This window comes from Asanoa sp. WMMD1127 (assembly GCF_029626225.1).
Lineage (GTDB): Bacteria > Actinomycetota > Actinomycetes > Mycobacteriales > Micromonosporaceae > Asanoa.
Genome location: NZ_JARUBP010000001.1, coordinates 6967833 through 6992455 on the forward strand (window position 1 = coordinate 6967833; position 24623 = coordinate 6992455).

Here is a 24623-nt window from a genome sequence, read left to right on the forward strand (position 1 = left end):
GATGCGACGAAGCGGGACTTCGGGTGAGTGCGGCGGAGGAGAGTCGCAGCCGGACGGCGTCAGGCCGGGGCCGGCCCTCGGTCAGGCGGGGGCGCGGGCGCGGCATGGTGCCGGCAGGCGGATCTGGCTGTCGTCGGTCGCGGCTGGGTCAGCGGGACCGGACGGCGGCCCGGCTGCGACTCGGAGGATCGCTGTCTCGCACGGCGATCACCTCCAGACGTCGGCCGGGCACAGGAACCATCGCAGATTCTAACCCCCGTCCACCGGCGCCGTGGCATTGGCCGGAAGGTCGGTCGGCGACCGTCCGAATTGGTCGCGGCCCGACGCCGGGCAGCGCCACTCCAGGCGGCACCGGCCGGGCCGCGGGCCGCGCTACTCGCGGCGGCACCGTCCGCGCGACGAGGACGACCACCACCAGGGCGACCGCGAACAGCGGCAGCCAGGCGAGCCGGGCGGCGGCCCAGCCCCAGCCGTCGGGCGTGCCGAGCAGTCCCGGCCGCCTTCCGGCGAGCCACCCGACGACGACCGTGACGGAGATCATGGTCGCCTGGTGCCAGAGGTAGACGGGCAGCGCCGCGCCGTTCAGGGCCCGCACGGCCGTCAGCTCGCCCAGGCGCCGCAGCCGCGGCCGGAGCAGCACCACCGCGCCGGCCTGCGCGACCGCCAGCGCGACCGCCGCCAGCGACGGCGGGTCCAGGTTGGAGCGTCCCGCGCCGGGCACACCGACGGCGCTGGCCGGGTAGTCGGCGAACAGGATCAGCGCGACCACGGTCGCCGCTCCCCCGGCCAGCAGCGCGAGGCCGGTGGCCCGGCCGGCGATCCGGCCCTGGGCCAGCGCCACGCCGAGCACGAACGGCACCGCCCAGGCGGCGACGAGCGTCGTCGGCAGGAAGCCGTAGCCGAGGTCGGCGGCGAGCACGACCGCGGCCCCCGCGGCGGCCACCGGCGCCGGGCCGGTCCGCCGCACCAGCCGGGCGATCGGCCGCACCAGCGCGGTCAACACGAGGAACGGCAACAGGAACCACAGTGGACTGACGACGAGCTTGCCGACGGTACGCAAGGTCTCCTCGGGAACACCGGCCAGCGCGCCCGCGGTGAGCGTCAGGGCGAGCAGCCCGAGCAGCGCGCCGACGGGCCCGGCCAGCGCCCGCAGCCGGCGCGGCACCCGCCGCCGATCCCGCGTCGCCGGCACCGCGCGGGGGCGGGCGGCGGAGACGGCGGCGGCGTAGCCACCGGCGAGGAAGAACAGGCCGAGGGTCTGCAGGAGCCAGCTCACCGGCTGGGCCGCCGGCAGCGCGGCGAGCGGGCTGCGCACGTGCAGGACCCCGTCGTCGCCGAGCACCAGAGCGGTGACGAGCCAGTGGCCGACGACGACGCCGGCGATGGCTATGGCGCGGACGGCGTCGATGCCGGTGTCGCGGCGGGCGGTCACCGGGTCACCACCGCGGCGACGGCGGCCAGGCTGGCCGTACCCGGGGTGAAGTAGTGGTCGTGGCCCTCCACGCCGGCGGTCGGCAGCGCGGTGGCGCCGAAGTCCGCGCTGGCCGGGCGGGTGCCCAGGCCCAGGCCGAGCAGCCGCATCTGGGGGATGCGGTGGATCCAGTCGGTGGGCGCGAGGGCGGCGTACACCGACGCCCGGGTGTGCAGCCCCGCCACGTCGTCGGCGCCCATGCCCGGCGCGCCGAGCGCGACGAGCGCGGTGACCTGGCTCGGCAGCTCCGGGGCGGCGAGACCGACGACGACGGCGCCGTAGCTGTGCCCGATCAGCGTGATGTGCGCGTCGGGGCGGCGGTCGGCCAGCCAGCCGGTGAACGCGGCCAGGTTGCGCGCGCCGGCCCGGGCGCGGACCTCGCGGGCCGCCTCCAAGCCGACGCCTTCGGGCGGGTCGTAGCCCAGCCAGGCGATGACGGCGACCGACCCGCCGCCGGCCGCGGCGTAGAGTTCGCGGGCCTGGGTCGCGGGCGCCCGCCGGGCGACGCCGCCGAGCCCGTCGGTGAACGTGGCGAGCGTGGTGTCCACGCCGGGCACCACGACCGCGATCCGGTCGGCGGTGGCGAGGTCGCCGACCACCTCGACCGCGGTGCCGTCGCCGCGGGTGTCGAACGCGAGGAAGGTCCGGCCGGACCGGGCCCAGCCGGCGTACGCCCCGCCGGCCGCCCGCATCGCCGCCGCGGCCGCCGGGTAGGCCGCCGTGAACGTCGGCCCGGCCGCCGGCGCCGCCGCCGCGGGCGTCGAGGCGGGCATCAGCAGTCCGGCGCCGAGCGTCGCGGCGACGCCGCCGAGGAGAAGTGTCCGTCGCATCATGTGCCGCACGATGCCGGTGTGGACGGTGCCGAATCGTCGTACCGGAGCGTGGTTCTGGTCGTGCTACCTGAGGTTGATCCGGGCTACTCCCCGGCGGCGACGAGGCCCGTCTCGTAGGCCAGCACGACCGCCTGGGCCCGGTCGCGCAGCGCGAGCTTGGCCAGGATCCGGCCGACATGCGTCTTCACGGTCTGCTCGGCGACGACGAGCTCGGCCGCGATCTCCTGGTTGGACCGGCCGCGGGCGATCAGCCGCAGCACCTCGGTCTCGCGCGGGGTGAGCGCGTTGAGCGCGGTCGGGCGCGGCCGCGCCGGCCCCGGACGGGCGGCGAACTCGGCGATCAGCCGCTTGGTGACCGACGGCGCCAGCAGCGCCTCACCGCCGGCGACCACCCGCACGGCGTTGACCAGGTCGGCGGCCGGGGCGTCCTTGAGCAGGAAGCCGCTGGCGCCGGCCCGCAGCGCCTCGTAGACGTAGTCGTCGAGGTCGAACGTGGTCAGCACGAGCACCCGGGGAGGCGTGCCGGCCGGACGCCCGTCGAGCAGCTGCCGGGTCGCGGCCAGCCCGTCGAGCACCGGCATGCGGATGTCCATCAGCACGACGTCGGGGTCGAGCCGCCGGGTCTCGGCGACGGCCTGCGACCCGTCGGCCGCGGCGCCGACGACGACCATGTCGTCCTGCGCGGCCAGCAGCGCCCCGAAGCCCTCACGGACCATCGCCTGGTCGTCGGCGATCAGGACCTTGATCACGCATCCTGTCCTTCCGGTGCGGCCGTCAGCGCGGCGGCGGCCGGCAGCGTCGCCGCGACCGCGTACCCACCGAACACCGTAGGGCCCGCCTCGAACGCGCCGCCGAGCAGCGTCGCCCGCTCCCGCATGCCGGCGATGCCGTGCCCCTCCCCCGGCGTGGCGGCCGCGATCGGGTTGACCGGGGCGTCGTTCTCCACGCGCACGACGACCGCCTCGCCCTCCTGGGTCACCGCGACCCGCACCGAGGCGCCGGGGGCGTGCCGGGCCGCGTTGGCCAGGGCCTCCTGGACGATCCGGTACGCGGCCAGGGCGACCGGGCCGTCGACGGCCGGCGTGGCGCCGTGCAGGGTGACCGGGACGCCGGCCCGGCGCGCGGTCTCGACCAGCTCCGCGACGTCGGCGAGCCCGGGTTGGGGCGCGATCAGCGTCGTGGCCTGGTCGCTGCGCAGCACGCCCAGGAGCCGGCGCATGTCGGCCATCGCGGACCGGGCCGACCCGGCGATGGAGGTGAACTCGTCGCGCACCGGGTCGGCGAGCCCCGGCAACCGGAACGGCGCGGTCTCCGCCTGCACGGCGATCATCGACATGTGGTGCGCGACCACGTCGTGCATCTCGCGGGCGATCCGCGTGCGCTCCTCGAGCACGGCGCGGCGGGCCTTCTCCAGCTCGGACTGCTCCTCCTGCTCGGCGAGCTGGGCGGTGAGGGTGCGGGAGCGCTGCCGCTGCCGCCGGATCTGGTCACCGAAGATCAGCACGACCACGAACAGCACCGAGACGCCCCAGGCGTTGGCGGCGTTGACGTAGATGAAGACGGGGGCCAACGTCAGCAGGCCGGCCCAGGCGACCACGCCGGCCTCGGCCCGCAGCGCGAGGCTGAGCAGCACGATCAGGAAGAAGATGATCTGCACCGGGTTCCAGGGCCAGCCGTCGGTCGCCGGGGCGTACATCGTGCCGAAGAACAGCATCACGAACGAGAGCCGCCAGGCCAGGAGCGGGCGGTGGTACGCGAACAGGATCGGCAGCGTGGTCGCGTAGCCGAGCAGGAGCGCGGGGCCGCTGTGCATGTGGCGGGAGCCCATCAGGTACTGCGTCGCGGCCGCGCCCAGGCCGATGACGCCGAGCAGCGCCAGGGGAATCACCAGCGAGCGCCAACGGTCCCACCAACGGCCGAGTCGCGGCGGCAGCGGGCGGCGGTCGGCCGGCGGCGGGAAGTCCTTGCCGATCAGCACCCGGCGCAGGTCACCCAGGCTGGCGCGGACAGGGCTCTCGTTCACCATCCGGAGGCTACGCGGCGTGGTCGAGGGGTGGCGTGCCGCTGGAGAGCCAACCGCGACGTCATACCCGGGTATGAGGATCGACACCTGGGCGAGGCGAATTCGCCGTACCCCCGGGTAGGCCGTAATGTCCCGCATGAGACGCAGCTCGGGCAGTGGGGAGACGACGAAATGGCGCGCACGGTGCTCGTGACGGGCGGCAACCGGGGCATCGGCAAGGCCATCGCGCTGGCCTTCGCCGCGCAGGGCGACAAGGTCGCGGTGACCCACCGCGGCAGCGAGGCGCCTGAAGGAACCCTCGGCGTCAAATGCGACATCACCGACGCCGACGCCGTCGACGCCGCCTTCACCCAGGTCGAGCAGGAGCTGGGGCCGGTCGAGGTGCTGGTCGCCAACGCGGGCATGAACGCCGACACGCTGCTGCTGCGGATGAGCGAGGACCAGTTCACCAGCGTGGTCGACACCAACCTGACCGGCGCGTTCCGGCTCGCGAAGCGCGCCTCCAAGGGGATGCTGCGCGCCCGCTGGGGCCGGATGATCTTCATTTCCTCGGTGGTCGGCCTGTCCGGCAACCCGGGCCAGGTCAACTATGCGGCCAGCAAGGCGGGGCTGGTCGGCATGGCCCGGTCGATCACCCGCGAGCTCGGCACCCGAAACATCACGGCCAACGTGGTCGCGCCCGGCTACGTCACCACCGACATGACCGAGAGCCTGCCGGACGACCTCAAGAAGAAATACATCGAGTCGATCCCGGCCGGCCGGTTCGCCACGAGCGAGGAGATCGCCGCGACGGTGGCGTTCCTCGCCAGCGACCAGGCGGGCTACATCTCCGGCGCCGTGATCCCGGTCGACGGCGGCCTCGGCATGGGCCACTGACTCTCTCTCCTTCGCTTCTTCGGTTTTCGGACAGAAAGGCTGCACCGTGGCAGGACTGCTGGAGGGCAAGCGCCTCCTGGTCACCGGCGTCATCACCGACCAGTCGATCGCCTTCTCGGTGGCCAAGCTGGCCCAGGAGAACGGCGCGACCGTGGTCCTGACGGGTTTCGGCCGCATGTCGCTGGTCGAGCGGATCGCCAAGCGGCTGCCGGCCGAGGCGCCCGTGATCGAGCTCGACGTGACCAACCAGGAGCACCTCGACAACCTGGCCGAGAAGGTCGGGAAGCACATGGACGGCGTCGACGGCCTGGTGCACTCGATCGGCTTCGCCCCGGCCGGCGCGCTCGGCGGCAACTTCCTCGAGACGTCGTGGCAAGACGTCGCGACGGCGCTGCACGTCTCGACGTACTCCTACAAGTCCCTGGCCATGGCCGCCCTCCCGCTGATGCGGCGCGGCTCGTCGGTGGTCGGGCTGACCTTCGACGCGACCAAGGCCTGGCCGGTCTACGACTGGATGGGCGTCGCCAAGGCGGGCCTCGAGTCCGCGTCCCGCTACCTGGCGTTGCATTTGGGCAAGCAGGGCATCCGGAGCAACCTGGTGTCGGCGGGGCCGCTGCGGACGATGGCCGCCAAGTCGATCCCCGGCTTCGAGCAGTTCGAGGACGCGTGGACCCGGCGGGCGCCGCTCGGCTGGGACCTCCAGGACCAGGAGCCGGCGGCGCGGGCCGTGCTGGCGTTGATCTCCGACTGGTTCCCGGCGACCACCGGCGAGATCATCCACGTGGATGGCGGGTATCACGCGCTGGGAGCCGAGTCCGCGTCGCTCTGAGCCGACAAGGCACAATCGTCTGATGCCGTACGACGCTTTGGTCCTGGTTTCGTTCGGCGGCCCGGAACGCCCGGAAGACGTGATTCCGTTCCTGGAGAACGTCACCCGGGGCCGGGGCGTTCCTCCGGAGCGCCTCGCCGAGGTCGCCGAGCACTACTACCACTTCGGCGGCGTGTCGCCGATCAACCAGCAGAACCGCGAGCTGATGGCCGCGATCGAGGCGGACTTCTCGGCCAACGAGCTGGACCTGCCCGTCTACTGGGGTAACCGCAACTGGGACCCGATGCTTGCCGACACCGTCGCCCGCATGCGCGACGACGGGGTTCGCCGGGCGCTGGCGTTCGTGACCAGCGCCTACGGCGGCTACTCGTCGTGCCGGCAATATCAGGAGGACATCGCCCGGGCCCGCGCGGAGGTGGGTCCGGACGCGCCGGTGATCGCCAAGCTGCGGCATTTCGCCGACCACCCGGGTTTCGTGAACCCGCACGCCGACGCGGTCCGGTCGGCGCTCGCCTCGTTGGATCCCGCACGACGGGACACCACCCGGCTGGTGTTCACCGCGCACTCGATTCCGTCGTCGATGGCGGCGACGGCCGGCCCGCCGCCGGTCGAGCCGCCGGGCCGCTACGTGGCCCAGCTGCGGGAGACGGCCGGCCTGGTCGCCGCGGCGGCCGCTCCCGACCTGGCGTGGGACCTGGTGTGGCAGAGCCGCTCGGGCCCACCGTCGGTGCCGTGGCTGGAGCCGGACGTCAACGACCACCTCGCGGCGCTGGCCGACACCGGGGTGACCTCGGTGGTGGTGAGCCCGATCGGTTTCGTCTCCGACCACCTCGAGGTGATCTGGGACCTCGACAACGAGGCCGCCGAGACGGCCAAGTCCCGCGGACTCGACTTCGTCCGCGCCGCCACGCCGGGGACCGACCCCCGCTTCGTGGCGATGGTGCGCGAGCTCGTGCTGGAGCGCGTGTCGGGGCCCGAACCGGACCGCCTGCGGATGGGTACGCTGCCGCTCTGGGACACCTGCCCCGCCGACTGCTGCACGCCACCAGCCAGGAGACCGTCATCATGACCGACCGCAAGGCGATCGAGAGCTGGCTGACCGACATGGACGGCGTGCTCATCCACGAGGGCCAACCGGTCCCCGGCGCGCCGGAGTTCGTCCGCAGGATGCGCGCGAGCGGCAAGCCGTTCCTGGTGCTGACCAACAATTCCATCTACACGCCCCGCGACCTGCAGGCCCGCCTGGCCCGGATGGACCTGCACGTGCCGGAGGAGTCGATCTGGACGGCGGCGCTGGCCACGGCCCAGTTCCTGTCGGACCAACGGCCGGGCGGCTCGGCGTACGTCATCGGCGAAGCGGGTCTCACGACGGCGATGCACGCGGTGGGCTATGTGCTGTCCGACTTCGCGCCGGACTACGTGGTTCTGGGCGAGACCCGGACGTACTCGTTCGAGGCCATCACCAAGGCGGTCCGCCTGATCAACGACGGCGCCCGCTTCATCTGCACGAACCCGGACCCGACGGGCCCGTCCACCGAGGGAGCGTTGCCGGCGGCGGGCTCGGTGGCCGCGATGATCGAGAAGGCGACGGGCGTGACCCCCTATTTCGTCGGCAAGCCCAACCCGATGATGATGCGGTCGGCCCTGAACACGATCAACGGCCATTCGGAAAGCACAGCGATGATCGGCGACCGCATGGACACCGACATCCTCTGCGGCCTGGAAGCGGGCCTGGAAACCATCCTGGTCCTGACGGGCATCAGCACCCGCGCGGAAGCGGACCGCTACCCCTACCGCCCAAGCCGCATCATCGACTCGGTCGCTGACCTGATCGACGAGCTCTAGGCCGCCGGAACGTGCCAGTGTGAGGCGGCGCAGGCCGGCATCGGGGACGGCATCAGCCGGGAGACGACGAGGTCACGCAGGCTGAGCTGGAGCGGGTGCACGCGGAAACGACAGCGTTCCGCTCCCACGATCGGCCCCTCCTGGTCGAGGTCGAAAACCTCTGGCGGGTAGTGCCGGACGACCTCGTTCGTGTCCTCGTTCACGAGACTGACGCTGATCACCTCACCGTTCGCACGCGTGACGTTGACCCGGTCGAGGTGGTTGATCAGCTGCCCGCCGGCCATCCGCGAATAGCCCTCGCCAACCGGACCGCTCCAGGTAGCGGTCGCGGCGGCCACCACGACCGACGTCAGCGCCAACGCCAGCGCACCGGTCGCGACCGACCGGCTGCGCCTGCGGCGGGCGTGGACGAACGTGGCGACGACCGCTGCCGCGCCGGCGCAGAAGGCGACGTGGGTGAACGGAAACGCGACCAGCGCGAGGGCGACGGCCCCGCCGACCCCCGCCCAGACCAGCCTGGCCGAAAGCCGAAGGACGACGCCGAGCGCGAACGCGAAGAGGGCCAGCGCCAACGGCAGCACCGGCGTGATGGACCAGAACAGCAGCGCGGGCAGGCCGACGCCGGCCGCGACGGCCGTGCGCGTCAACTGGTCGAAGGCCAGCCACGGGGTGAGCAGGAGCAGCACCATCAGCACCGCGGTGCCGGCCGTCGCGATGCCCAGGCGCCGGACGCGGCAACCGCCGCCGGAACCGCAGCCGGAGCGCTGGCCGACACGATCGCAGCCCGGAACGGACTCGCCGGACCGTTGGCCGGACCGGTCGTCAGCACGCTGACGTCGATCTGGACGTTGAGCAAGCTCGACAGCCTTATCGCAGAGCCGCGGTAGCCAGGAGGCCGCGGGTGCGTCTGGTCCGGCGGGACGCGGGTCGCCCCTTCCCGCCCGACCAGGATCAGGCGCCCGGCAGGCGCGGGCCGGCGGCGCGCTGGCTGTCCAGCCACTCCTCTACCGCCGCCGACGTGCGCGGCAGGCCGTCGGACATCACGCGGGTGCCCGTGGCCGTGACCAGGACGTCGTCCTCGATGCGGACGCCGATGCCGCGGAGCTCCTCGGGAACGAGCTCGTCCTCCGCCTGGAAGTAGAGGCCCGGCTCGACCGTGAGGACGTAGTTCTCCGCCACCACGCCGTCTCGGTACTTCTCCTTGCGGGCGTTCGAGCAGTCGTGGACGTCGATGCCCAGCATGTGGCCGAAGCTGTGCAGCGTCCAGCGGCGGTAGATGGTCGAGGTCGGGTCCATCGCCTCGTCGACCGAGACCGGCAGCACACCGAGATCCGCCAGGCCCTCGGCCAGCACCCGCATGCAGGTCAGGTGGATGTCCTCGAACTTCACGCCCGGCTTGATGAAGTCGATGCCCGCCTGCTGCGACCGGTGGACGATGTCGTAGACATCCCGCTGCAGCGGAGTGAACCGCCCCGAGACCGGCACCGTCCGCGTCACGTCCGCCGTATACAGAGCCCGGTTCTCGACGCCCATGTCCATCAGCAGCAGCTCGCCCGGCACCGTCACGCCGTCGTTGCGGATCCAGTGCAGGATCGTCGCGTGCCGGCCCGCGCCGACGATCGAGCTGTAGCCCACCTCGTTGCCCTCGTAGCGGGCCCGCAGCGCGAACACGCCCTCGATCAGCCGCTCCCGGACGCCCCGGTCGGCCGGCAGCACCCGGGCGACGTCCTCGAAACCGCGGACCGTCGCGTCGATCGCGTCCTGCAGCTGCTCGATTTCCCACGGGTCCTTGACCAGCTTCAGCTCGGAGATGGCGGCCGCCAGCTCCTGGTCGCGCGTACGCCCGTCTCGTGCCTTCTGGTCTTTTTCGTCCCGCTCGGTGTAAGGCCGGACCGCCGCGTCCACCTCCGGGTCGAAGCCGCGCAGCACCCGCGTGCGACGGGGCGCGCAGTCGCCCAGCACCCGCTCCAGATCCGTGATCACGGTCGTCTCGAGGCCCAGCTCGGCGGACTTCTCCGTCAGCGTAGCCCGGCGGCCCACCCACAGCTCACCGTCGCGGCTGCGGAAGAAGTCGTCCGTCTCGCGGGAGTTGCGGGGCTTCGTGTAGAGCACCGCGTCGTGACCGTCGCCGACCGGGTGCATGACCAGCACGCTGTCGGGGTCGAGGTCTCCGGTCAGGTACGCGAAATCGCTGCCGGCCCGGAACGGGTACTCCGTGTCGTTGGCCCGGGTCTTCTCCCGCCCGGTGGGGATGACCAACGTCTCACCGGGGAACTGGGCGGACAGCGCGGCCCGGCGCTCGGCGTAGCGGGGCGCGCCCGACGACTCCTGGACCGCCAGCGAGTCCTCGGCCCAGCCGGTGCGCATGAACTCGAGGAACTTGGGCGGGAACGCCGGGTCGTGGGCCTCCACCTTCGCCGTGCTCTCGCTCATGACCGGCTCGGTCTCGTCGTTCGTCACCGCTCCACGCCTCCCCATTGATCGCGCTCCCGTGGACAAGCTACCCCGCCACGCCAGCCGATTCCGATGGGAGGCGGCCGGCGACTGGGCGTCCCGTGAAAAGATGGCCGCCATGTGCGGAATCCTGGCCTTCTTCAGCGCGCACGGCGCGGCCGGCGCCCATCGCGACGCGATCGCCGGAGCGTTGGAGAGCCTCCACCACCGTGGTCCCGACGAGACCGGGGTGGAGGTGATCGGCAACGACGCGGTGTTCGCCCACAAGCGGCTCTCGATCATCGACGTGGCGTTCAGCCACGAGCCGCTGCCCTACGCGGGCGGACGCTACCTGCTGACCTTCAACGGCGAGATCTACAACTACATCGAGCTGCGCGAGGAGCTGGCCCGCGACTACGGCGCCACGTTCTCGACCCAGGGCGACGGCGAGGTGATCGTTGCCGGCTACCACTTCTGGGGCGAGAAGGTGCTCACCCGCCTGCGCGGCATGTTCTCGTTCGTCATCTGGGACCGCCAGGAGCGCCGGGCGTTCGGCGCCCGCGACTACTTCGGCATCAAGCCGATGTTCTACCTGCAGACGGTCGACGGGGTCTACCTCGCCTCCGAGAAGAAGGCGCTGCTGCCCTTCGCACCGGCCGCACACGCCGGTGACGCCGGGGTCGACACGGCCAACCTGTCGCACTACCTGACGCTGCAATATGTGCCCGAGCCCGGAACGCTGCACCAGGGCATCTCCCGGATCGGCTCCGGCGAATGCCTCAACTGGGTGCCGGGTTACCCGGTCGAGGTCCGCCGCTGGTACCGGCCGGTCTTCAACCCCGCCCCGGTCCCCGACCAGGAGCGGCTGTTCACCGAGATCCGCGAGACGCTGCGCGAGAGCGTACGCCTGCACATGCGCTCCGACGTGCCGGTCGGCGCGTTCCTCTCCAGCGGCATCGACAGCACCGCGGTGGTCGCGCTGTCGCGGCAGTTCAACCCCAACATCCTGACCTTCACCGTCGGGTACGACGTACCGGGCTACTCCGAGATCGAGGTCGCCCAGGAGTCGGCGCGGCACCTCGAGGTCACCACGATCCCGACGAAGATCGGGCCGCAGGACATGATGGAGGCGCTGCCCCGGATCGTCTGGCACCTCGACGACCCGGTGGCCGACCCGGCGCTCGTACCCCTCTATTTCGTCGCCAAGAAGGCGGCCGAGCACGTCACCGTGGTGCTCTCCGGCGAGGGCGCCGACGAGTTCTTCGGCGGCTACACGATCTATCGCGAGCCGCTGTCACTGTCCGCGGTCAACGGCCTGCCCGACCCGATGCAGAAGGGCCTGCGGGCGATGTCCAAGGTCATTCCGCAGGGCGTCAAGGGCAAGAGCTTCCTCGAGCGGGGCACGACGCCGCTGGAGGAGCGCTACTACGGCAACGCGCGGATGTTCACCGAGGAGGAGAAGCAGACGCTGCTGCGCCGGTACGACCCGTCGGTGCGCTACACCGACGTCACGGCGCCGTTCTACGCGGAGGTCCCCGACCTCGACGACGTCACGAAGATGCAGTACATCGACCTCTACACGTGGCTGCGCGGCGACATCCTGGTCAAGGCCGACCGCATCTCGATGGCCCACTCGCTCGAGGTCCGCGTGCCGTTCCTGGACCGCGAGGTGTTCGAGGTGGCGTCCCGGATCCCGGTGGAGCTGAGGCTCCCGCCCCGCTCGGACGCCACGAAGTGGGCGATGCGCCAGGCCCTCCAGGGCGTCGTCCCGCCGGCGATCGTCAACCGCAAGAAGCTGGGCTTCCCGACCCCGACCCGCGTCTGGCTGGCCGGCGAGATGTACGAGTGGGCCCGCTGGATCATCGCCAACTCGGGCGCCGGTGAGCTGATCGACCTGAACTACGCGCTGCGCCTGCTCGACGAACACAAGAAGGGCGAGGTCGACAACTCCCGCAAGGTCTGGACCGTCCTGATCTTCTGCATCTGGCACGCGATCTTCGTCGCCCGCACGCTCGACCCAGGCATCACCCGCAACCAGTCCGCGCTGCTGACCAAGCCCGTGGTGGGCTCCATGGTGGCCTGAGCTTCGTGCCTCCGCGGGCGCTCCATCCGATCAGGGTTGGGGCGCCCGTCGTCGTTCACCTGGCGCCTGCCCGTGCGGATATCGCGTTCTGAGCCGGCGGTGAGCTAACCTCTTAGCTAAGGAGGTGTCACATGTCGGCCGACGCCGTCGAGCATTTCAACATGCACGACGCCAAGACCCACCTGTCGAGGATCATCGAGCGGGTACAACGCGGCGAGGAGATCATCATCGACCGGGCCGGAACCCCGGTGGCGAAGATCATCCCGTTGCGCCGCTCGGTCGATCGCCGGGCGGTGGGGTCCTTGGCAGGCCAGATCGAGCTGGCCGACGACTGGGACTCGCCGGAGACCAACGCCGAGATCGCAGCGGACTTCGGGTTGTCGGCGTGAGCCTTCTCCTGGACACCCATGTCGTGCTGTGGAGCCTCGCCGCGGATCCTGAGCTGGGTGAGGAGATGCTCGATCGACTCCGTCACGATCCCGACATCTATCTGAGTTCGGTCAGTGTCTGGGAGATCGCCATCAAACAGAGCCTCGGCAAACTCAAAGGCCCTGTCGACCTGGCTGAACACGCCTGCGATATGGGATTTCGCGATCTTCCGATCGCCAACTCGCACGCGTTGCTGGCTGGTCGTCTGCCGGCACACCACCGCGATCCGTTCGACCGGATGCTGGTCGCGCAGGCGTCTGTCGAAGGACTGACGCTGGTCACACGCGATCCGGCGATTCTCCGTTACGACATCGCGACGCTTCGCGTCTGATCCCGACCGGCCCGTGCGGTCGCCGATAGGCGTCCGGTCAGCTCATCCAGATCATGTTCGCGTCCATGGGGGTGTAGTGGCGGGCGCCCAGGCAGGAGACGACGGACGGGGAGGCGCGTTCGGCGCTCAGGACGGTGTTGATCATTCGGGCGGCCCGTTGGGTGGCGGTCGGGTTGATCCAGTCGATGGGTTCCAGCGGGATCAGCAGTTTGGCCAGCACCGACGCGCGGCCGCGGTCGCCGGCCGCTACGTGGTAGTTGCCGAAGACCGCTTCCTGGTTGAGGGCATTGACGACGTCGTAGGCCTTCTCGTCGAGCCGGAACTCCGTGGCCAGGCCGCAGGTCAGGCCCAGGAACGGGTCGGGGTGGGCGCCGAGCTTCGGGGCCAGCACCGAGACCGTCGCGCTGCCGACGATGGCCGGGACTGATCACAATCCGCCATCCGGGCACAACGCACCGTCCCACCGAAGTGGACGATGAAGGACGCCGATGCCGCGGCTAGCATGAACCGATGGGGGGTCGCAGCGGTGGGTTGACCGAGCAGCGCCGGCCGCCCGTCGCGCCCGTGTTCTGGCTGACGTTCACCATCCTCGCGGTCATCTCGTTCGGGTGCGGGCTGATCGGCCTGGAGCAGTATCTCGGCCAGAACCCCGACCTCGGCTACAGCGACCACCCGCTGGACGTCCTCTACTACGCGCTGCAGCTGTTCGTGCTCGGCTCTCCCCCGCTCGACGCCGGCGGCCCGTTCCCACCGATCCTCGACTTCGCCCGGTTCGCCGCGCCCACCGTCACCGCGTACGCGCTGATCGAAGCCAGCCGCCTGCTCTTCGCCACCGAGATCAAGAAGCTGCGGGCCCGCACCGCCCGCGGACACGTGATCGTCGTCGGCGACACGCTGGTGGCCACCACGCTCGCCCGGCGGTTGCGGCTGGCCGGCGACCAGGTGGTGACCGTGCCCAGCCGGGTCGCCGAGACCGGGCCGTCGCCGCGGGTCGCCGGCGCCGCCCGCGACCCTGACATCCTGCGCGCCGCCAGCGTCGGCCGGGCCCGCGCCGTCTACGCCTGCACCGACGACAGCGCCGCCAACACCGCGATCGCGCTGGCCGCCGCCCGACCACGGCGCAACGGACCGACCCTCGCGGTGTACGCGCAGGTCGCCGACCCCGAGGTCTGCGCCGCGCTGCAGGCCCGCCTGCTCAGCGCCCCGAACCGGCAGGGCACCCGGCTCGACTTCTTCAACATCGAGGACCTCGCCGCCCGCCACCTCGTCTCGCGCGAGCCGCTCGCGCTGCCCGGCGCCCGCCCGCCGACCATCGCCATCCTCGGCGCGACGGCGTTCGGCCGGGCCGTGCTGGTGGAGCTCGCCCGCCACTGGCGGATCCGCGACCCGGGCGCGCCGCCGCTGCCGGTGGAGATCGTCGACCCCGACGCCGGCACGGCCGTGACCCACCTGACCGACCGCTACCCGTTCCTGACCCGGGTCTGCAAAATCACGCCGCACGACTACGGCCTCGACCGGCTGCTGGCCACGCCGTCCGACGGTCCGGTCCCCGACCGGGTGTTCATCTGCTACGACGACGAGCAGCAGGCGCTCAAGGCCGCACTGACCGCGGAACAGGTGTGGCCGGGCGAGCCGGGGTCGGTCGTGGTCCGGCTCGACCGGCTGGCCAGCCTCCGCGAGGCGTTCGACGGCGGCGACCGGGTGCTCGACGAGCTGTCCGGCACGCTGCGGCTGTTCGGCGTCGTACACGCGGCCTGCGATCCGGTCCTGATCGGCGACGACCTGGTGGAGCGGCTGGCCCGGGTGATCCACGAGCGCTACGTGCTGGACATGACCGGTCGCGGGGAGAGCGGCCCGGCCCTCGTGCCCTGGGACGAGCTGCCCGACCGGCTGCGGCTGACCAACCGGGCGCAGGCGGAGGACATCGGCCGCAAGTTGCGGGCGATCGGGTGCACGCTGTCGCCGCGGGTCGGCCCCGGACGCGAGCACCAGCTCACCGATGACGAGGTCGCGCGGCTGGCGGTGCTGGAGCACGACCGCTGGCGGAAGGACCGGGCGGCGCAGGGCTGGCGCTACGCGGCCGACCGCGACGACGAGCACAAGCTGCACCCCGCGATGGCGGGTTGGGCGGCGTTACGCGACGAGATGCGTACCCGCAATCTCGATGAAATCCGGCAGTTGCCGGCTATTCTCGCGGATGCCGGCTTCCGAATCGTCCGGCTGCGCACATAGGAGCGTCTGGCATGCCGCGGATCGGTGTCACGGGGCACGTGCGACTCGCCGAGGGCACTGCCGAGCTGGTCTACGCCGAGCTGACCGCGACCCTGACCGCCCGCCGCGACGGTCCCCTCCAGGGCGTCACCTGTCTCGCCGACGGCGCCGACCAGCTGTTCGCCCGCGCGGTCGCGGCGCTCGGCGGCACGTTCGAGGTGGTGCTGCCGGCGGCCGACTACCGCTCCGTGGTCGCCGACCGCAAGGCCTTCGACGACCTGCTCGGCAAGGCGACGAAGGTCGACTACCTGCCGTACGCCGAGTCCGGTCCCGAAGCGTACTTCGCCGCCAGCGAGGAGCTGCTCCGGCGCGTCGACGCCCTGGTCGCGGTCTGGGACGGCGCACCGTCCGACGTGGTCAGCAGCACCGCCAACGTGGTGCGGGCGGCCCGGGCCCGGAGTCTGCCGGTGACGGTGATCTGGCCAGCCGGCGCACAACGGGCCTGATATCTGTCCGGTCGGCGACACGTTTGCCCTACGTTCATCGATCCCGGTTCACCATGCGCCATGAACCTCAGTCCAGTGGTCATCGCGAGCATCGTGCTCGCCGTCGTCGTAGTGCTGGTGCTGTTCTGGACGATCCGCACCTACAACGTGCTCGTCCGCCAGCGCAACCAGGTCAGGGCGTCGTGGGCCCAGATCGACGTGCAGCTCAAGCGCCGCCACGACCTCGTTCCCAACCTGGTCGAAACCGTCAAGGGGTACGCGGGCCACGAGCGCGCCACGCTCGACGCCGTGGTCGCCGCCCGGGCCGGTGCCATGGCCGCCGGCTTCGACCCGTCGGTCGACAAGCGGGCCGCCGCCGAGAACATGCTGACCCAGACGCTGGGCCGGCTGTTCGCGCTCGCCGAGGCGTACCCGGATTTGAAGGCCAACCAGAACTTCCTCGCCCTGCAGAACGAGCTCGCCAACACCGAGGACAAGATCGCGTACGCCCGGCAGTTCTACAACACGGCCGTGCAGACGCTGGACAACACGGCGCACTCGTTCCCCAGCCTGTTCGTGGCCGCGGCCAGCGGGATCAAGCCGCCGGGCTACTTCCAGGCGTCGGGCGCCGAGCAGGCCGCGGTCCAGGTCCGGTTCTGACCTCACTGACGTCGATGTCGCTCACCATCTCGATCGTCGTCGCCGCGCTGGCGACGGCGGCCTGGGCCGGGCTCTACGGCCTGGTCCTGCTGGTCACCCGGTCGATGCTGCCGGCCGCGGCGCCGGCCACCATGGACCTCGGCCCGGAGCCGCCCGCGGTGGTCAACCTGCTCGCCAACCGCTGGACCCGCGTCGACGAGGACGCGGCCGAGGCGACGCTGCTGGACCTGGCCGGCCGCCGCTTCTACGAGATCCGGCAGCCCGGCAACGACCCGGTGCACAGCACGATCCACCTGCCGGCGCAGCCGCCGCCGGACGCGTCGCTGCTGCCGTTCGAGCAGCGGATGCTCTCCCGGATCCGGGCCGCGGCGGTCGGCGGCGTGGTCCCGCTGACCGCGCTGACCTTCCGCGACGCGGGCCAGGCGCGCGGCTGGCAACGGCGGTTCCGCGCCGAGGTGGTCGCACACGCCCGGCGCCTGGGCCTGTCGCGGCGGCGGGTGAGCAAGGCCCAGGTGACGATGCTGACGGTCGCGGCCCTCGCGCCGGCGCTGACGATCGCGTTCGCCCTGGCCCGCCAGATCGAGCGCAACGCCGCGCCGGAGGACAAGGGCGGCGGGTACGCGGCCATGGTCATCGCGGTCATCTTCCTCATGACGACGTTCGGCCTCGTCGCGGGGCGCTACTACGGCGAGCGTTCCACCCCCGAGGGCCGGGCGGCCGCCGCCCGCTGGCTCGGCGTACGCGACTGGCTCGACGGCCACGACGCGTTCGGCGACCTGCCACCGGCCGCGGTGATGGTCTGGGACCGCTACCTCGGCTACGGGGCGGCCGTGCACGTGGCCCACGCCGCCACCGCCGCGCTCGACCTGGGAATGGGCTCGAGGTACCTCGTCTGGTCGTCGTACGGCGGCCACTGGCGCCGGGTCCGCGTCCGGTATCCGCGCGTGCTGATCCGCTACGGACAGGAGACCGGAAGCCTGGTCAAGGGCGGTCTCATCCGGCTCGGTCTTGGCTTCGCGCTGGCCTTCGTCAGCCGCACGCTGCCCGACGTCATGCCGGCGCGGATCGGCTCGTTCGACAGCGGCTTCGCAGGTGACGACATCTCCCCCGTCACCTCGCCGACGCGCCTGGTCGCCGGGCTGCTGGCGGTCGCGCTGATCGCGTGGGGTCTCTACCGACTCGTCCGGACGATCGTCGACCACCACACCCCTGTGGAGATCGTCGGTGAGGTGCTGTGGATCGAGGTGTGGCGCTCGGCGTCCGAGGGCGAGGACAGCCCGTCGATCCCCTACCTGCACTACATCGCGGTCGACGACGGCACCACCGACCGCACGGTCGCCTGGGGTCTGCCGTCCGACTGGGCCAGGCGGTCCTCGCCGGGCGACGTGGTGCGCCTGCGGGCCCGCCGCTGGAGCCGGCGCGTGGTCGACCTGACGGTCCTGCGCGAAGGCGGCGGCCGCGACCTGCACCGCGGCTTCGACACGACCGACAACACCGACAACCTCGTCATGGAGGCGATGGGCGAGCGGAAGAAGACGCTCCCGGTAGCGATCCGCAACCAGTCCGCGACCGCGGTGCTGGCGCCGGAGGACGTCGGGCGCGCGGTCGGCGCGGCGGTCAAGGTCAGGGAGATAGGCCCGATCAACGGCCTGTACGAAACGATGGACGGCAAGCCGGTCGTCATGATCCAGATGCAACGTGGCGCCATGGCCAACCTGTGGTGGGCGGCCGCCAAACGCGGCACCCCGGTGCCGGGAATCGGCGACGAGGCTTACCTGAGCGAAAACGGCGGCGCGATCCGCAAGGACGACGCGGTCGTCATGCTGGTCCTCCACCGAGGCGGCCGCGCCGCGGCACCCCACCTCCCCTGGCTCCTGGGCCAGATCGCCACCCGCCTGTAGGCCGAGCGACGAAGTCGCCGGGCACCTCCGGCGACTGACCTCATCGCGTTCGGCCCGTCCTGTGTCGACTGCCCCCGAACCGCGCTCCCTATCCCAGACCGCTCAATCCCAGACCGCCGCCCCACCACGGAGCGCACCCCACCCCGCCCGCCGCCGATCACAACGACCGCCGCCGATCGCTTCCTGCGGCCGCGGCCGCGGCGACGCGGAGTAATGGCACCCGCCGCAGCAAAGCTCCGGCAACAGCCGACCGCGCCACCGGCCCCGGTCGAGGCCGGCGGGTTGGAAGCGCCGCCTGCCCTAATCCGGGCGCCTCCGCCGCGTGTCGCTTCGGGCGTGTCGCGCCAGGGCGAGGGGTGTCGCCGCGGGCGTACATGTCAGAGCATGTGGCTACATGCTTTGGCATGTGCGCCCGCGCGCACACCCACCCGCCGGGCCGGTCACAGAGGGTCGCTGTCAGGGGTGGCCGGTGAAGACGGCCACCGTGCGGGCCGGGACCGTGAAGATGCCGGTTGCCGGGTCGAAGACCGACTTCGCCAGCACGGGATCGCCGCCCGACCGCTGGTGCGGGTGCAGACCAAAGGCCCCGCCGCGGAGGTCCCCCAACTTCTGGGTGGCCGTGGTCGGGGTGGCGTTGAAGACCACCACCAGGTCCTCGACTCCCCGCAGGCGCATGGTGATCACGCCGGGGGTCTCACCAGGGCCGCTCAACGGGAACGACAGGCGGTCCTGGACCTCCACCGCGGTCGCCCGCCCGAACAGCGGCGAGTCGCGGCGGATCCGGAGGAGCTCCAGGTAGCGCGAGACCGTCCATTCCATGAGCTCCGGCGGCGGCACGAGGTCGCGGTTGGCCAGGAGCGGGCCCGCGTACGACCACTTGTCGCCGTTGTCCCATGCCGGCGGCAAGCCCAGGCCGAAGCCGTTGCCCTCCGCGGGATCCCAGCGGATCGCGTTGAACCAGTCGCCGGAGTCGAACGAGTTGCGGTCCAGCGACTTTGACCGCAGGCGTTCGGAACCAAGAGCGACGAAGCCCATGCCCTGGCTCAGCACCGTGAACGACAGCGCGAGCAGTTGCATGCGGGCCCGGTCGGCGGCGGAAACCGCGCTCGGAAGCTTGAAAGCGAGTGTGTCGAAGAGGATCTCGTTGTCGTGAGCGTCCACATAGGTCACACACTCCCCCGGCGTCGCGCAGTAGCCGGCCGGTGAGCCGTTGTAGAGGTACTCGGCGCCGGACAGGGTCACGCCGCTCGCCGCCACGAAGCGGTAGGTGGCCAGGTTGCCGGTCAACCCGATCTTGATCACGTCCTGGTAATGCCGCAGCCGGGCTCGCTGGTCATCAACAGACCCGTTGACGTCGTCGTCGTTGGGGTCGGTGAACAGGCCGGTGGCGTACCCCTGGGCGCGGGGGTTGCTCTCGAAGGCCTGACCACCGCGGACCGCGTCGCGCAGGCGGTCGTTGAACGTGCCGATGCCGGTGCCGGCCAACTGGTGCTGGCTCGCCTGGATGAACCGCTGGTTGCCGGCCACCTCGCCGAAGTCCCAGCCCTCGCCGTAGATCAGGACCGATCGGCCGTCGACGCCGTCGCGCTGGGGAGTGAGCCGGTCCAGGGCTTCGCGTACGGCCAGGAGGTTGGCCTTGGGGTGGTGGGCCATGAGGTCGAAGCGGAAGCCGTCGACCTTGTAGTCGACCGCCCAGCGCAGCACCGAGTCGACGACCAGCTTGCCCATCATCGCGTGCTCGGGCGCGGTGTTGGCGCAACAGGTCGAGTCGGCTACGCGGCCGTCGGCGAGGAGCCGGTGGTAGTAGCCGGGCACGATCCGGTCGAGCACCGAGTGGTGGTTGACGCCGCCCGCGACGGTGTGGTTGTAGACGACGTCCATCACGACGCGCAGCCCGGCGCCGTTGAGCGCGGCCACCATCTCCCGGAACTCGGCGATCCGCGCGGGGCCGTCGGGGTCGGTCGCGTAGCTGCCCTCGGGCACCGAGTAGTGCAGGGGGTCGTAGCCCCAGTTGTAGCCGTCGCGGTCGCGTACCGCCGCGATCTTCTCCTGTTGCTCCGGCGAGTCCGGCGGCAGCGCGGCCAGGTCGCCCTCGGGGGTGGCCTGCTCGTCGCGGCGCTCCGGCACGGTCGCGAAGTCGAACGCCGGCAGCAGGTGCAGGTGGGTCACGCCGGCGTCGGCGAGGCGGCGCAGGTGGCGCAGGCCGGCGCTGTTGGGCGTGGCGAACGCGGCGAACGTGCCCCGCCGCGCCTCCGGCACGCTGCGGTCGTAGATCGAGAAGTCGCGGACGGACACCTCGTGCACCTGCGCGCGGGCCGGGTTGCTCGGCGGTGGCGGCTTGCGCAGGGTGTCCCAGTCGGCGGGGATCAGCAGCGGGTCGCGCAGGTTGGCGACGATGCTGTGGGTGGAGTTGGCGGTCAGGGCGACGGAGTACGGGTCGGTGACGCTCATCGTCTCGACGCGCTGGGTGGCCGGGTGGTAGGCCTCGACGCGGAAGCGGTAGCGGCGGCCGGTCCAACCCCAGTCGCCGTCGATCCGCCAGACGCCGGTGTGGTCGTCGCGCCACATCGGCGTGGTCTCGGGCTCGTCGCCCGGCCACCACTCGAGCGCGACCGCGCGGGCCGTCGGCGCCCAGACCGAGATCGTCACGCCGCCGTCGTCGTGGAAACGGCAACCGAGATCGGTGTGTACGGCGTCGGCGTACACGTCGTCGAGGACGCCCGGCAGTTGCGTGCCCGTGGCGACCAGCAGCCAGCCGCCGTCGTCGCGCGCGGTGACGGCGACCTGGCCACGCAGGGCGCGCTTGATCGTGTCCTCGTCGGCGTCGACGGTGAAGGCGGTGTGATCGGGCCCGGCGAGGTGCGGCCAGGTGCGTCGTTGCTGGGTGCTCAGCCCACCGGGCCGCGGGCGCAGGGGCAGCGTCTCGTGCGGCCCGACCAGCGCCCCGTCGATGATCTCCAGCGCGGCCTCGGACGACCAGACCAGGTCACAGCGGCGGTCGCCGACGGGCCCTTCGAAGCGCCAGACGACCGTGGACCGGTCGATCCAGTGCGCCCGCTGCCGGGTCAGATCCATCCGAAGATCCTCTCACCCGCGCTCAGGTCAGGCGGCGTGGATCACCGTGCAGATCGCCGGGCCCTCCGGGGTGGTCCGGACCAGGTAGACGTAGCGCTCCCCCGGCACCGACCGCCCCTGGCTGTCGAGGAACTCCCACTCGACGGTCACGAGCGCCAGGGCCGAGCTGATCTTCTGTACGTCGCCGATGCCGGCATGCGCGGCGATCAGCTCCCGATCCTGGTAGTCGGGCGCGGCCCCGATGAACGAGAGCGCGACGGAGGCGGGCGAGGAGAAGGTGAACGTGTACGCGTCGGCGACGACGCTGCCGGGAAGCGCGTAACAGCCCGCGATGGCCGCCACGTCGCCCGCCGTGAGGGCGGACCCGTACCGGTCGAAGAAGTCGGACAGGACGTCAAGGTCGGTCTTGGCGTTCACGGGGTCTTAAGTTGCCGTTGGGGACCCGGCGCAAACGCTTAACGGCTGGCAGAGTGGGAAGCATGACGACGGCTGTCGACCTCCGGGCGCCGCTTGCCCGCTATGCGTCCCTGCTGCACGCGGGGGCCGGCGCCGGCCATCACGTGGCGTCGCCGCTGGGTGCGTGGCTGTTGGCGGCGCTGTGCGCGCCGGCCGCCGCGGGCGGACCGCACGCGGCGTCACTGTCGCAGGCCTTGGGGGTCGACCTCGACAGTGCCCGCTCCGTGGCGTCGTCCCTGCTGTCGGACCCGCACCCCGCCGTGCTCTCAGCGGCGGCGTTCTGGCTCGCGTCCTCGCCGACCCCGGCCGTCGAGGCGTGGATGGCGGCCCTGCCACCGTCGATCGAAACGGGACCGCTGCCGTCGCAGGCGTCGGCGGACGCGTGGGCCGACGAGCACACGTCGGGTCTGATCAAGAAGTTCCCGCTGACGCTGTCCCCGGATGTGCTGCTGCTGCTGGCGACGGCGCTGGCGACGAAGGTGTCGTGGGTGGTGCCGTTCGACCTGGCGCCGGCGTCCCGGTTGGGTGCTTCCTCTTCGTGGGCCGGGTCGGTGTTGCAGGTGCTGGAGATGCCGGCGCAGGGTCATGACGCCTTCATCGCCCGGGTGCCTTCGGTGGGTGATGTCGCCGTCCACACTGGCTACGCGGTCGAGGGGTTGCGGGTGACGTCGGTGATCGGGCCTCCGTCGGCGGCGGCGCTGGACGTGATGGGCGCGGCCTACGAACTGGCGGTGGCCTCGGCGACACGGGGGGCGATTGATCGGCGGTCGCTGTTCGACCTGCCGGTGGGTGAGGGTCCGGCGTGGACGATCACCGAGGAGTCGGCGCAGGTGACGGCGCCGGGAGGTCGGGAGGAGGTGCACCGGGCGGTGTTGCCGGCCTGGTCGGCGGCGAGCAAGCACGACCTTGACCGGCCGGAGCTCGGGCTGCCGGCCGCGGCGGCGGCCGCGAAGGACGCGCTGTCGGCGCCGGACGCGCGCCATGACGCGGTGCAGTCGGCGATGGCCCGCTATTCACGGGTGGGCTTCGAGGCAGCGGCCGTTTCGGCGATGGCGGTGGCGGTCGGGTTCCCGATCCCGCAGGATGGGCTGCGCCGGACGGCAGAGATCCGCTTCGGCCACCCGTATGCGGTGGTAGCGGTAGCGGACCGCCCCTGGGAAGACGGCTGGCAACCCAACACCTCCGAAGGCGCCGCCTGGCTGGGCCTGCCGGTGTTCTCCGCCTGGGTAGCGGAACCGTCGTCAATCTGATTGCCGGTCGGCCACCGAAGGTGCACAGTGGCGCGCACGTTGACGCCTCCTGTATCTGGGCACACTCGAGGTGATCACGGACGCGTTGACCACAGGCGACTTCGGAGGTGCCGGAGACGGCGGGACAACGCCGGGCAGGCGGTCTCGGTGTATGACCTTTGGAGAGTTCAACCGACGTTGTGGCGCGTGCTGGCGAGCCAATACCTGCTGTACGACGCGTTCCTGGCGGTGCATCGTCGCGGATGGACGCACGCCGATCGGCTCGCGGACCTGCTGCTGCCGCCGACTGCGGACCAGATCGCCCTGCTCGATTGGCGCACGAACGCCCCGGAGGCTTCCGAGGAGGCGATCCGAACCGCTGTGACGGCGGCGCACGAACACCTGCTCGGCAAGGTGGCAGAGCTGGACGGTCGGCTTGGTTCGAACTAGAGCTGCTGGCTGAACCACTCGACGATGGACGAGCGGAACTTCTCCCGCCATGACGCCTCGGTCAGCGCGTGTGTCGCGTCGGCCGTTACGCGGTGCTGCGCCGTCGGCGCGAACTGCAGGTACTTCTCGATCACGCTATGTGGAATGACCTCGTCGAGGGCGGACTCGAGGATCAGGGTGTCACCCCTGAACTGCCCCAGCGCGGCGGCCAGCAAGCCAGCATCCGCATCGGGGTTCGTGAATCGAGCGCTCACACCGGGCGGGACGTCGAAGTCATGATCGTCGTACATGGCCGGCGAGCTCGTCGTAGGCGCTGATCGCGTCGGCCAGGTGGTCCTTGATGCTCAGCCGCGACAACTCACCGCCGCTTCGGCCATGGCCGCTCAGGTCGAAGGTCAGGCAGGCACCGCCGATGGCCACTGACGTCGCGTCCGCGCGATCGCGGTATCCCATCTGGTCACTGCCGTAACCATGAATGAACAGAACGCCGGGCGTGGACCCGCCGCCGCCACCCACCAGGAACAGGGTGCGAGCCAAAGAAGCTGCCGGTTCGACCCGAGTCATCCGCCGCTGCCCTTCTCGGTGGCGCGAGATCGCCGAAGCGCGATCAGGTGGCCGATCTCGGCAAGGACGTGGAGTGCGCTCCCGGTGTCGCCTCCGCTGAAGCGCACCCCGTGGACCGCAGACGGGAGTGATCGGCGGGGCTGGCGGTGCCGATTACTGCAGGTAGCCCTCGACCTCGGAGATCGGCTCCGCGTTGACGGAGTCCGGGTCCGCGCCGGCGGCTCGGGCTGCGCGGCGGCGGCGGAGGAGGTCCCAGCACTGGTCCAGGGCCTCTTCGAGCTCGCGCAGGCGGGTGCGCTCGTCGTCCGAGGAAATCTGGCCGGACTGGACCTGGGTGCGGAGCTGGTGCTCCTCCTGGACCAGGTCGTTGATCCGGTTCAACACGGTCTTGTCGTCCATGCGTCGAGCCTTGCACAGGCAAGGGCCCCCTGTGGTCCAG

Annotated in this window: 24 protein-coding genes and 1 pseudogene; 13 read left to right on the plus strand and 12 right to left on the minus strand. The window is 71.5% G+C overall.

Annotated elements, in window-relative coordinates:
• Nucleotides 1-148 precede the first annotated feature (148 nt).
• The 4 genes from O7635_RS33265 to O7635_RS33280 form a co-directional block, all read right to left on the minus strand.
• Nucleotides 149-1432 carry an acyltransferase family protein gene (locus O7635_RS33265; RefSeq protein ID WP_278084454.1) on the minus strand — a complete coding sequence of 428 codons (1284 nt, stop codon included), beginning with the start codon at nucleotides 1430-1432 and terminating at the stop codon, nucleotides 149-151.
• Nucleotides 1429-2304, minus strand: coding sequence for an alpha/beta hydrolase (locus O7635_RS33270; protein ID WP_278084455.1), 876 nt, complete (start codon nucleotides 2302-2304; stop codon nucleotides 1429-1431). Before O7635_RS33270 ends, O7635_RS33265 begins: the two co-directional genes overlap by 4 nt.
• An 83-nt stretch (nucleotides 2305-2387) precedes the next feature.
• Nucleotides 2388-3053, minus strand: a complete 666-nt coding sequence (locus O7635_RS33275) for a response regulator transcription factor (protein WP_278084456.1) — start codon at nucleotides 3051-3053, stop codon at nucleotides 2388-2390.
• Nucleotides 3050-4327: a histidine kinase gene (locus O7635_RS33280; protein WP_278084457.1), complete on the minus strand. Its 1278-nt coding sequence runs from the start codon at nucleotides 4325-4327 to the stop codon at nucleotides 3050-3052. Before O7635_RS33280 ends, O7635_RS33275 begins: the two co-directional genes overlap by 4 nt.
• A gap of 171 nt (nucleotides 4328-4498) precedes the next feature.
• Here O7635_RS33280 and O7635_RS33285 point away from each other — a divergent pair, with 171 nt between their 5' ends.
• The 4 genes from O7635_RS33285 to O7635_RS33300 are packed head-to-tail and all read left to right on the plus strand — an operon-like array spanning nucleotide 4499 to nucleotide 7877.
• A complete protein-coding gene (locus O7635_RS33285; RefSeq protein ID WP_278084458.1) occupies nucleotides 4499-5203 on the plus strand; it encodes a beta-ketoacyl-ACP reductase in 705 nt (234 codons plus the stop codon).
• Between the two features lie 46 nt (nucleotides 5204-5249).
• On the plus strand, nucleotides 5250-6032 hold the full coding sequence (gene fabI / locus O7635_RS33290) for an enoyl-ACP reductase FabI (RefSeq protein ID WP_278084459.1): 783 nt from the start codon (nucleotides 5250-5252) through the stop codon (nucleotides 6030-6032).
• Between the two features lie 22 nt (nucleotides 6033-6054).
• Complete coding sequence (locus O7635_RS33295) at nucleotides 6055-7101, plus strand: ferrochelatase (RefSeq protein ID WP_278084460.1); 1047 nt, start codon at nucleotides 6055-6057, stop codon at nucleotides 7099-7101.
• On the plus strand, nucleotides 7098-7877 hold the full coding sequence (locus O7635_RS33300; protein WP_278084461.1) for an HAD-IIA family hydrolase: 780 nt from the start codon (nucleotides 7098-7100) through the stop codon (nucleotides 7875-7877). Before O7635_RS33295 ends, O7635_RS33300 begins: the two co-directional genes overlap by 4 nt.
• On the opposite strand, the gene O7635_RS33305 is transcribed toward O7635_RS33300, so the two are convergent.
• Together O7635_RS33305 and O7635_RS33310 are read right to left on the minus strand one after the other, a co-directional pair.
• A complete protein-coding gene (locus tag O7635_RS33305; RefSeq protein WP_278084462.1) occupies nucleotides 7874-8566 on the minus strand; it encodes a hypothetical protein in 693 nt (230 codons plus the stop codon). The two genes, O7635_RS33300 and O7635_RS33305, sit on opposite strands and share 4 nt — an antisense overlap.
• Nucleotides 8567-8828: 262 nt before the next feature.
• Nucleotides 8829-10310: an aminopeptidase P family protein gene (locus O7635_RS33310; protein ID WP_278085636.1), complete on the minus strand. Its 1482-nt coding sequence runs from the start codon at nucleotides 10308-10310 to the stop codon at nucleotides 8829-8831.
• 139 nt (nucleotides 10311-10449) lie between these two features.
• On the opposite strand from O7635_RS33310, the gene asnB reads away from it, so the two are divergent.
• From asnB to O7635_RS33325, 3 genes are all read left to right on the plus strand, one after another.
• On the plus strand, nucleotides 10450-12393 hold the full coding sequence (gene asnB, locus O7635_RS33315; protein ID WP_278084463.1) for an asparagine synthase (glutamine-hydrolyzing): 1944 nt from the start codon (nucleotides 10450-10452) through the stop codon (nucleotides 12391-12393).
• 131 nt (nucleotides 12394-12524) lie between these two features.
• Nucleotides 12525-12782 (plus strand): type II toxin-antitoxin system prevent-host-death family antitoxin, encoded by a 258-nt coding sequence (locus tag O7635_RS33320; protein ID WP_278084464.1) that lies wholly within the window; start codon nucleotides 12525-12527, stop codon nucleotides 12780-12782.
• The gene (locus tag O7635_RS33325) at nucleotides 12779-13153 is read left to right on the plus strand and encodes a type II toxin-antitoxin system VapC family toxin (RefSeq protein WP_278084465.1); all 375 of its coding nucleotides are present in this window, start codon (nucleotides 12779-12781) and stop codon (nucleotides 13151-13153) included. Before O7635_RS33320 ends, O7635_RS33325 begins: the two co-directional genes overlap by 4 nt.
• 37 nt (nucleotides 13154-13190) lie before the next feature.
• On the opposite strand, the gene O7635_RS33330 is transcribed toward O7635_RS33325, so the two are convergent.
• Nucleotides 13191-13544, minus strand: coding sequence for a hypothetical protein (locus O7635_RS33330; RefSeq protein WP_278084466.1), 354 nt, complete (start codon nucleotides 13542-13544; stop codon nucleotides 13191-13193).
• 119 nt (nucleotides 13545-13663) lie between these two features.
• Here O7635_RS33330 and O7635_RS33335 point away from each other — a divergent pair, with 119 nt between their 5' ends.
• From O7635_RS33335 to O7635_RS33350, 4 genes are read left to right on the plus strand one after another with little or no spacing between them, the layout of a single operon-like run.
• Nucleotides 13664-15385: a RyR domain-containing protein gene (locus tag O7635_RS33335; protein ID WP_278084467.1), complete on the plus strand. Its 1722-nt coding sequence runs from the start codon at nucleotides 13664-13666 to the stop codon at nucleotides 15383-15385.
• Between the two features lie 11 nt (nucleotides 15386-15396).
• A complete protein-coding gene (locus O7635_RS33340; protein ID WP_278084468.1) occupies nucleotides 15397-15870 on the plus strand; it encodes a hypothetical protein in 474 nt (157 codons plus the stop codon).
• Between the two features lie 60 nt (nucleotides 15871-15930).
• Nucleotides 15931-16509: a LemA family protein gene (locus O7635_RS33345; RefSeq protein WP_278084469.1), complete on the plus strand. Its 579-nt coding sequence runs from the start codon at nucleotides 15931-15933 to the stop codon at nucleotides 16507-16509.
• 14 nt (nucleotides 16510-16523) lie between these two features.
• On the plus strand, nucleotides 16524-18410 hold the full coding sequence (locus O7635_RS33350; RefSeq protein WP_278084470.1) for a DUF2207 domain-containing protein: 1887 nt from the start codon (nucleotides 16524-16526) through the stop codon (nucleotides 18408-18410).
• Between the two features lie 456 nt (nucleotides 18411-18866).
• Here the strand turns inward: O7635_RS33350 and pulA are convergent.
• A pseudogene (gene pulA, locus O7635_RS33355) lies at nucleotides 18867-21485 on the minus strand (pullulanase-type alpha-1,6-glucosidase); the annotation flags it as partial.
• A gap of 27 nt (nucleotides 21486-21512) precedes the next feature.
• Complete coding sequence (locus O7635_RS33360) at nucleotides 21513-21902, minus strand: hypothetical protein (protein ID WP_278084472.1); 390 nt, start codon at nucleotides 21900-21902, stop codon at nucleotides 21513-21515.
• Between the two features lie 62 nt (nucleotides 21903-21964).
• Here O7635_RS33360 and O7635_RS33365 point away from each other — a divergent pair, with 62 nt between their 5' ends.
• Both O7635_RS33365 and O7635_RS33370 read left to right on the plus strand, forming a co-directional pair.
• The gene (locus O7635_RS33365; protein WP_278084473.1) at nucleotides 21965-23191 is read left to right on the plus strand and encodes a hypothetical protein; all 1227 of its coding nucleotides are present in this window, start codon (nucleotides 21965-21967) and stop codon (nucleotides 23189-23191) included.
• Nucleotides 23192-23377: 186 nt separating this feature from the next.
• Entirely contained in the window at nucleotides 23378-23620 is a 243-nt protein-coding gene (locus tag O7635_RS33370) for a hypothetical protein (protein WP_278084474.1), read from the plus strand.
• Here the strand turns inward: O7635_RS33370 and O7635_RS33375 are convergent.
• From O7635_RS33375 to O7635_RS33385, 3 genes are all read right to left on the minus strand, one after another.
• Nucleotides 23617-23910, minus strand: coding sequence for a hypothetical protein (locus tag O7635_RS33375; RefSeq protein WP_278084475.1), 294 nt, complete (start codon nucleotides 23908-23910; stop codon nucleotides 23617-23619). The genes O7635_RS33370 and O7635_RS33375 overlap by 4 nt on opposite strands.
• A complete protein-coding gene (locus O7635_RS33380; protein ID WP_278084476.1) occupies nucleotides 23894-24184 on the minus strand; it encodes a hypothetical protein in 291 nt (96 codons plus the stop codon). The genes O7635_RS33375 and O7635_RS33380 overlap by 17 nt, the downstream gene beginning before the upstream one ends.
• A gap of 153 nt (nucleotides 24185-24337) precedes the next feature.
• Nucleotides 24338-24583, minus strand: coding sequence for a DUF2630 family protein (locus O7635_RS33385; RefSeq protein ID WP_278084477.1), 246 nt, complete (start codon nucleotides 24581-24583; stop codon nucleotides 24338-24340).
• Nucleotides 24584-24623 lie beyond the last annotated feature (40 nt).

What these genes read in the sequence shown, in the direction of transcription:
- O7635_RS33270 (WP_278084455.1), bottom strand. Translation starts at nt 2,304, where the DNA reads ATGATGCGACGGACACTTCTCCTCGGCGGCGTCGCCGCGACGCTCGGC.
- O7635_RS33285 (WP_278084458.1), top strand. Translation starts at nt 4,499, where the DNA reads ATGGCGCGCACGGTGCTCGTGACGGGCGGCAACCGGGGCATCGGCAAG.
- O7635_RS33295 (WP_278084460.1), top strand. Translation starts at nt 6,055, where the DNA reads ATGCCGTACGACGCTTTGGTCCTGGTTTCGTTCGGCGGCCCGGAACGC.
- O7635_RS33300 (WP_278084461.1), top strand. Translation starts at nt 7,098, where the DNA reads ATGACCGACCGCAAGGCGATCGAGAGCTGGCTGACCGACATGGACGGC.
- O7635_RS33305 (WP_278084462.1), bottom strand. Translation starts at nt 8,566, where the DNA reads ATGGTGCTGCTCCTGCTCACCCCGTGGCTGGCCTTCGACCAGTTGACG.
- O7635_RS33310 (WP_278085636.1), bottom strand. Translation starts at nt 10,310, where the DNA reads ATGAGCGAGAGCACGGCGAAGGTGGAGGCCCACGACCCGGCGTTCCCG.
- asnB (WP_278084463.1), top strand. Translation starts at nt 10,450, where the DNA reads ATGTGCGGAATCCTGGCCTTCTTCAGCGCGCACGGCGCGGCCGGCGCC.
- O7635_RS33320 (WP_278084464.1), top strand. Translation starts at nt 12,525, where the DNA reads ATGTCGGCCGACGCCGTCGAGCATTTCAACATGCACGACGCCAAGACC.
- O7635_RS33335 (WP_278084467.1), top strand. Translation starts at nt 13,664, where the DNA reads ATGGGGGGTCGCAGCGGTGGGTTGACCGAGCAGCGCCGGCCGCCCGTC.
- O7635_RS33340 (WP_278084468.1), top strand. Translation starts at nt 15,397, where the DNA reads ATGCCGCGGATCGGTGTCACGGGGCACGTGCGACTCGCCGAGGGCACT.
- O7635_RS33345 (WP_278084469.1), top strand. Translation starts at nt 15,931, where the DNA reads ATGAACCTCAGTCCAGTGGTCATCGCGAGCATCGTGCTCGCCGTCGTC.
- O7635_RS33350 (WP_278084470.1), top strand. Translation starts at nt 16,524, where the DNA reads ATGTCGCTCACCATCTCGATCGTCGTCGCCGCGCTGGCGACGGCGGCC.
- O7635_RS33365 (WP_278084473.1), top strand. Translation starts at nt 21,965, where the DNA reads ATGACGACGGCTGTCGACCTCCGGGCGCCGCTTGCCCGCTATGCGTCC.
- O7635_RS33375 (WP_278084475.1), bottom strand. Translation starts at nt 23,910, where the DNA reads ATGTACGACGATCATGACTTCGACGTCCCGCCCGGTGTGAGCGCTCGA.
- O7635_RS33380 (WP_278084476.1), bottom strand. Translation starts at nt 24,184, where the DNA reads ATGACTCGGGTCGAACCGGCAGCTTCTTTGGCTCGCACCCTGTTCCTG.
- O7635_RS33385 (WP_278084477.1), bottom strand. Translation starts at nt 24,583, where the DNA reads ATGGACGACAAGACCGTGTTGAACCGGATCAACGACCTGGTCCAGGAG.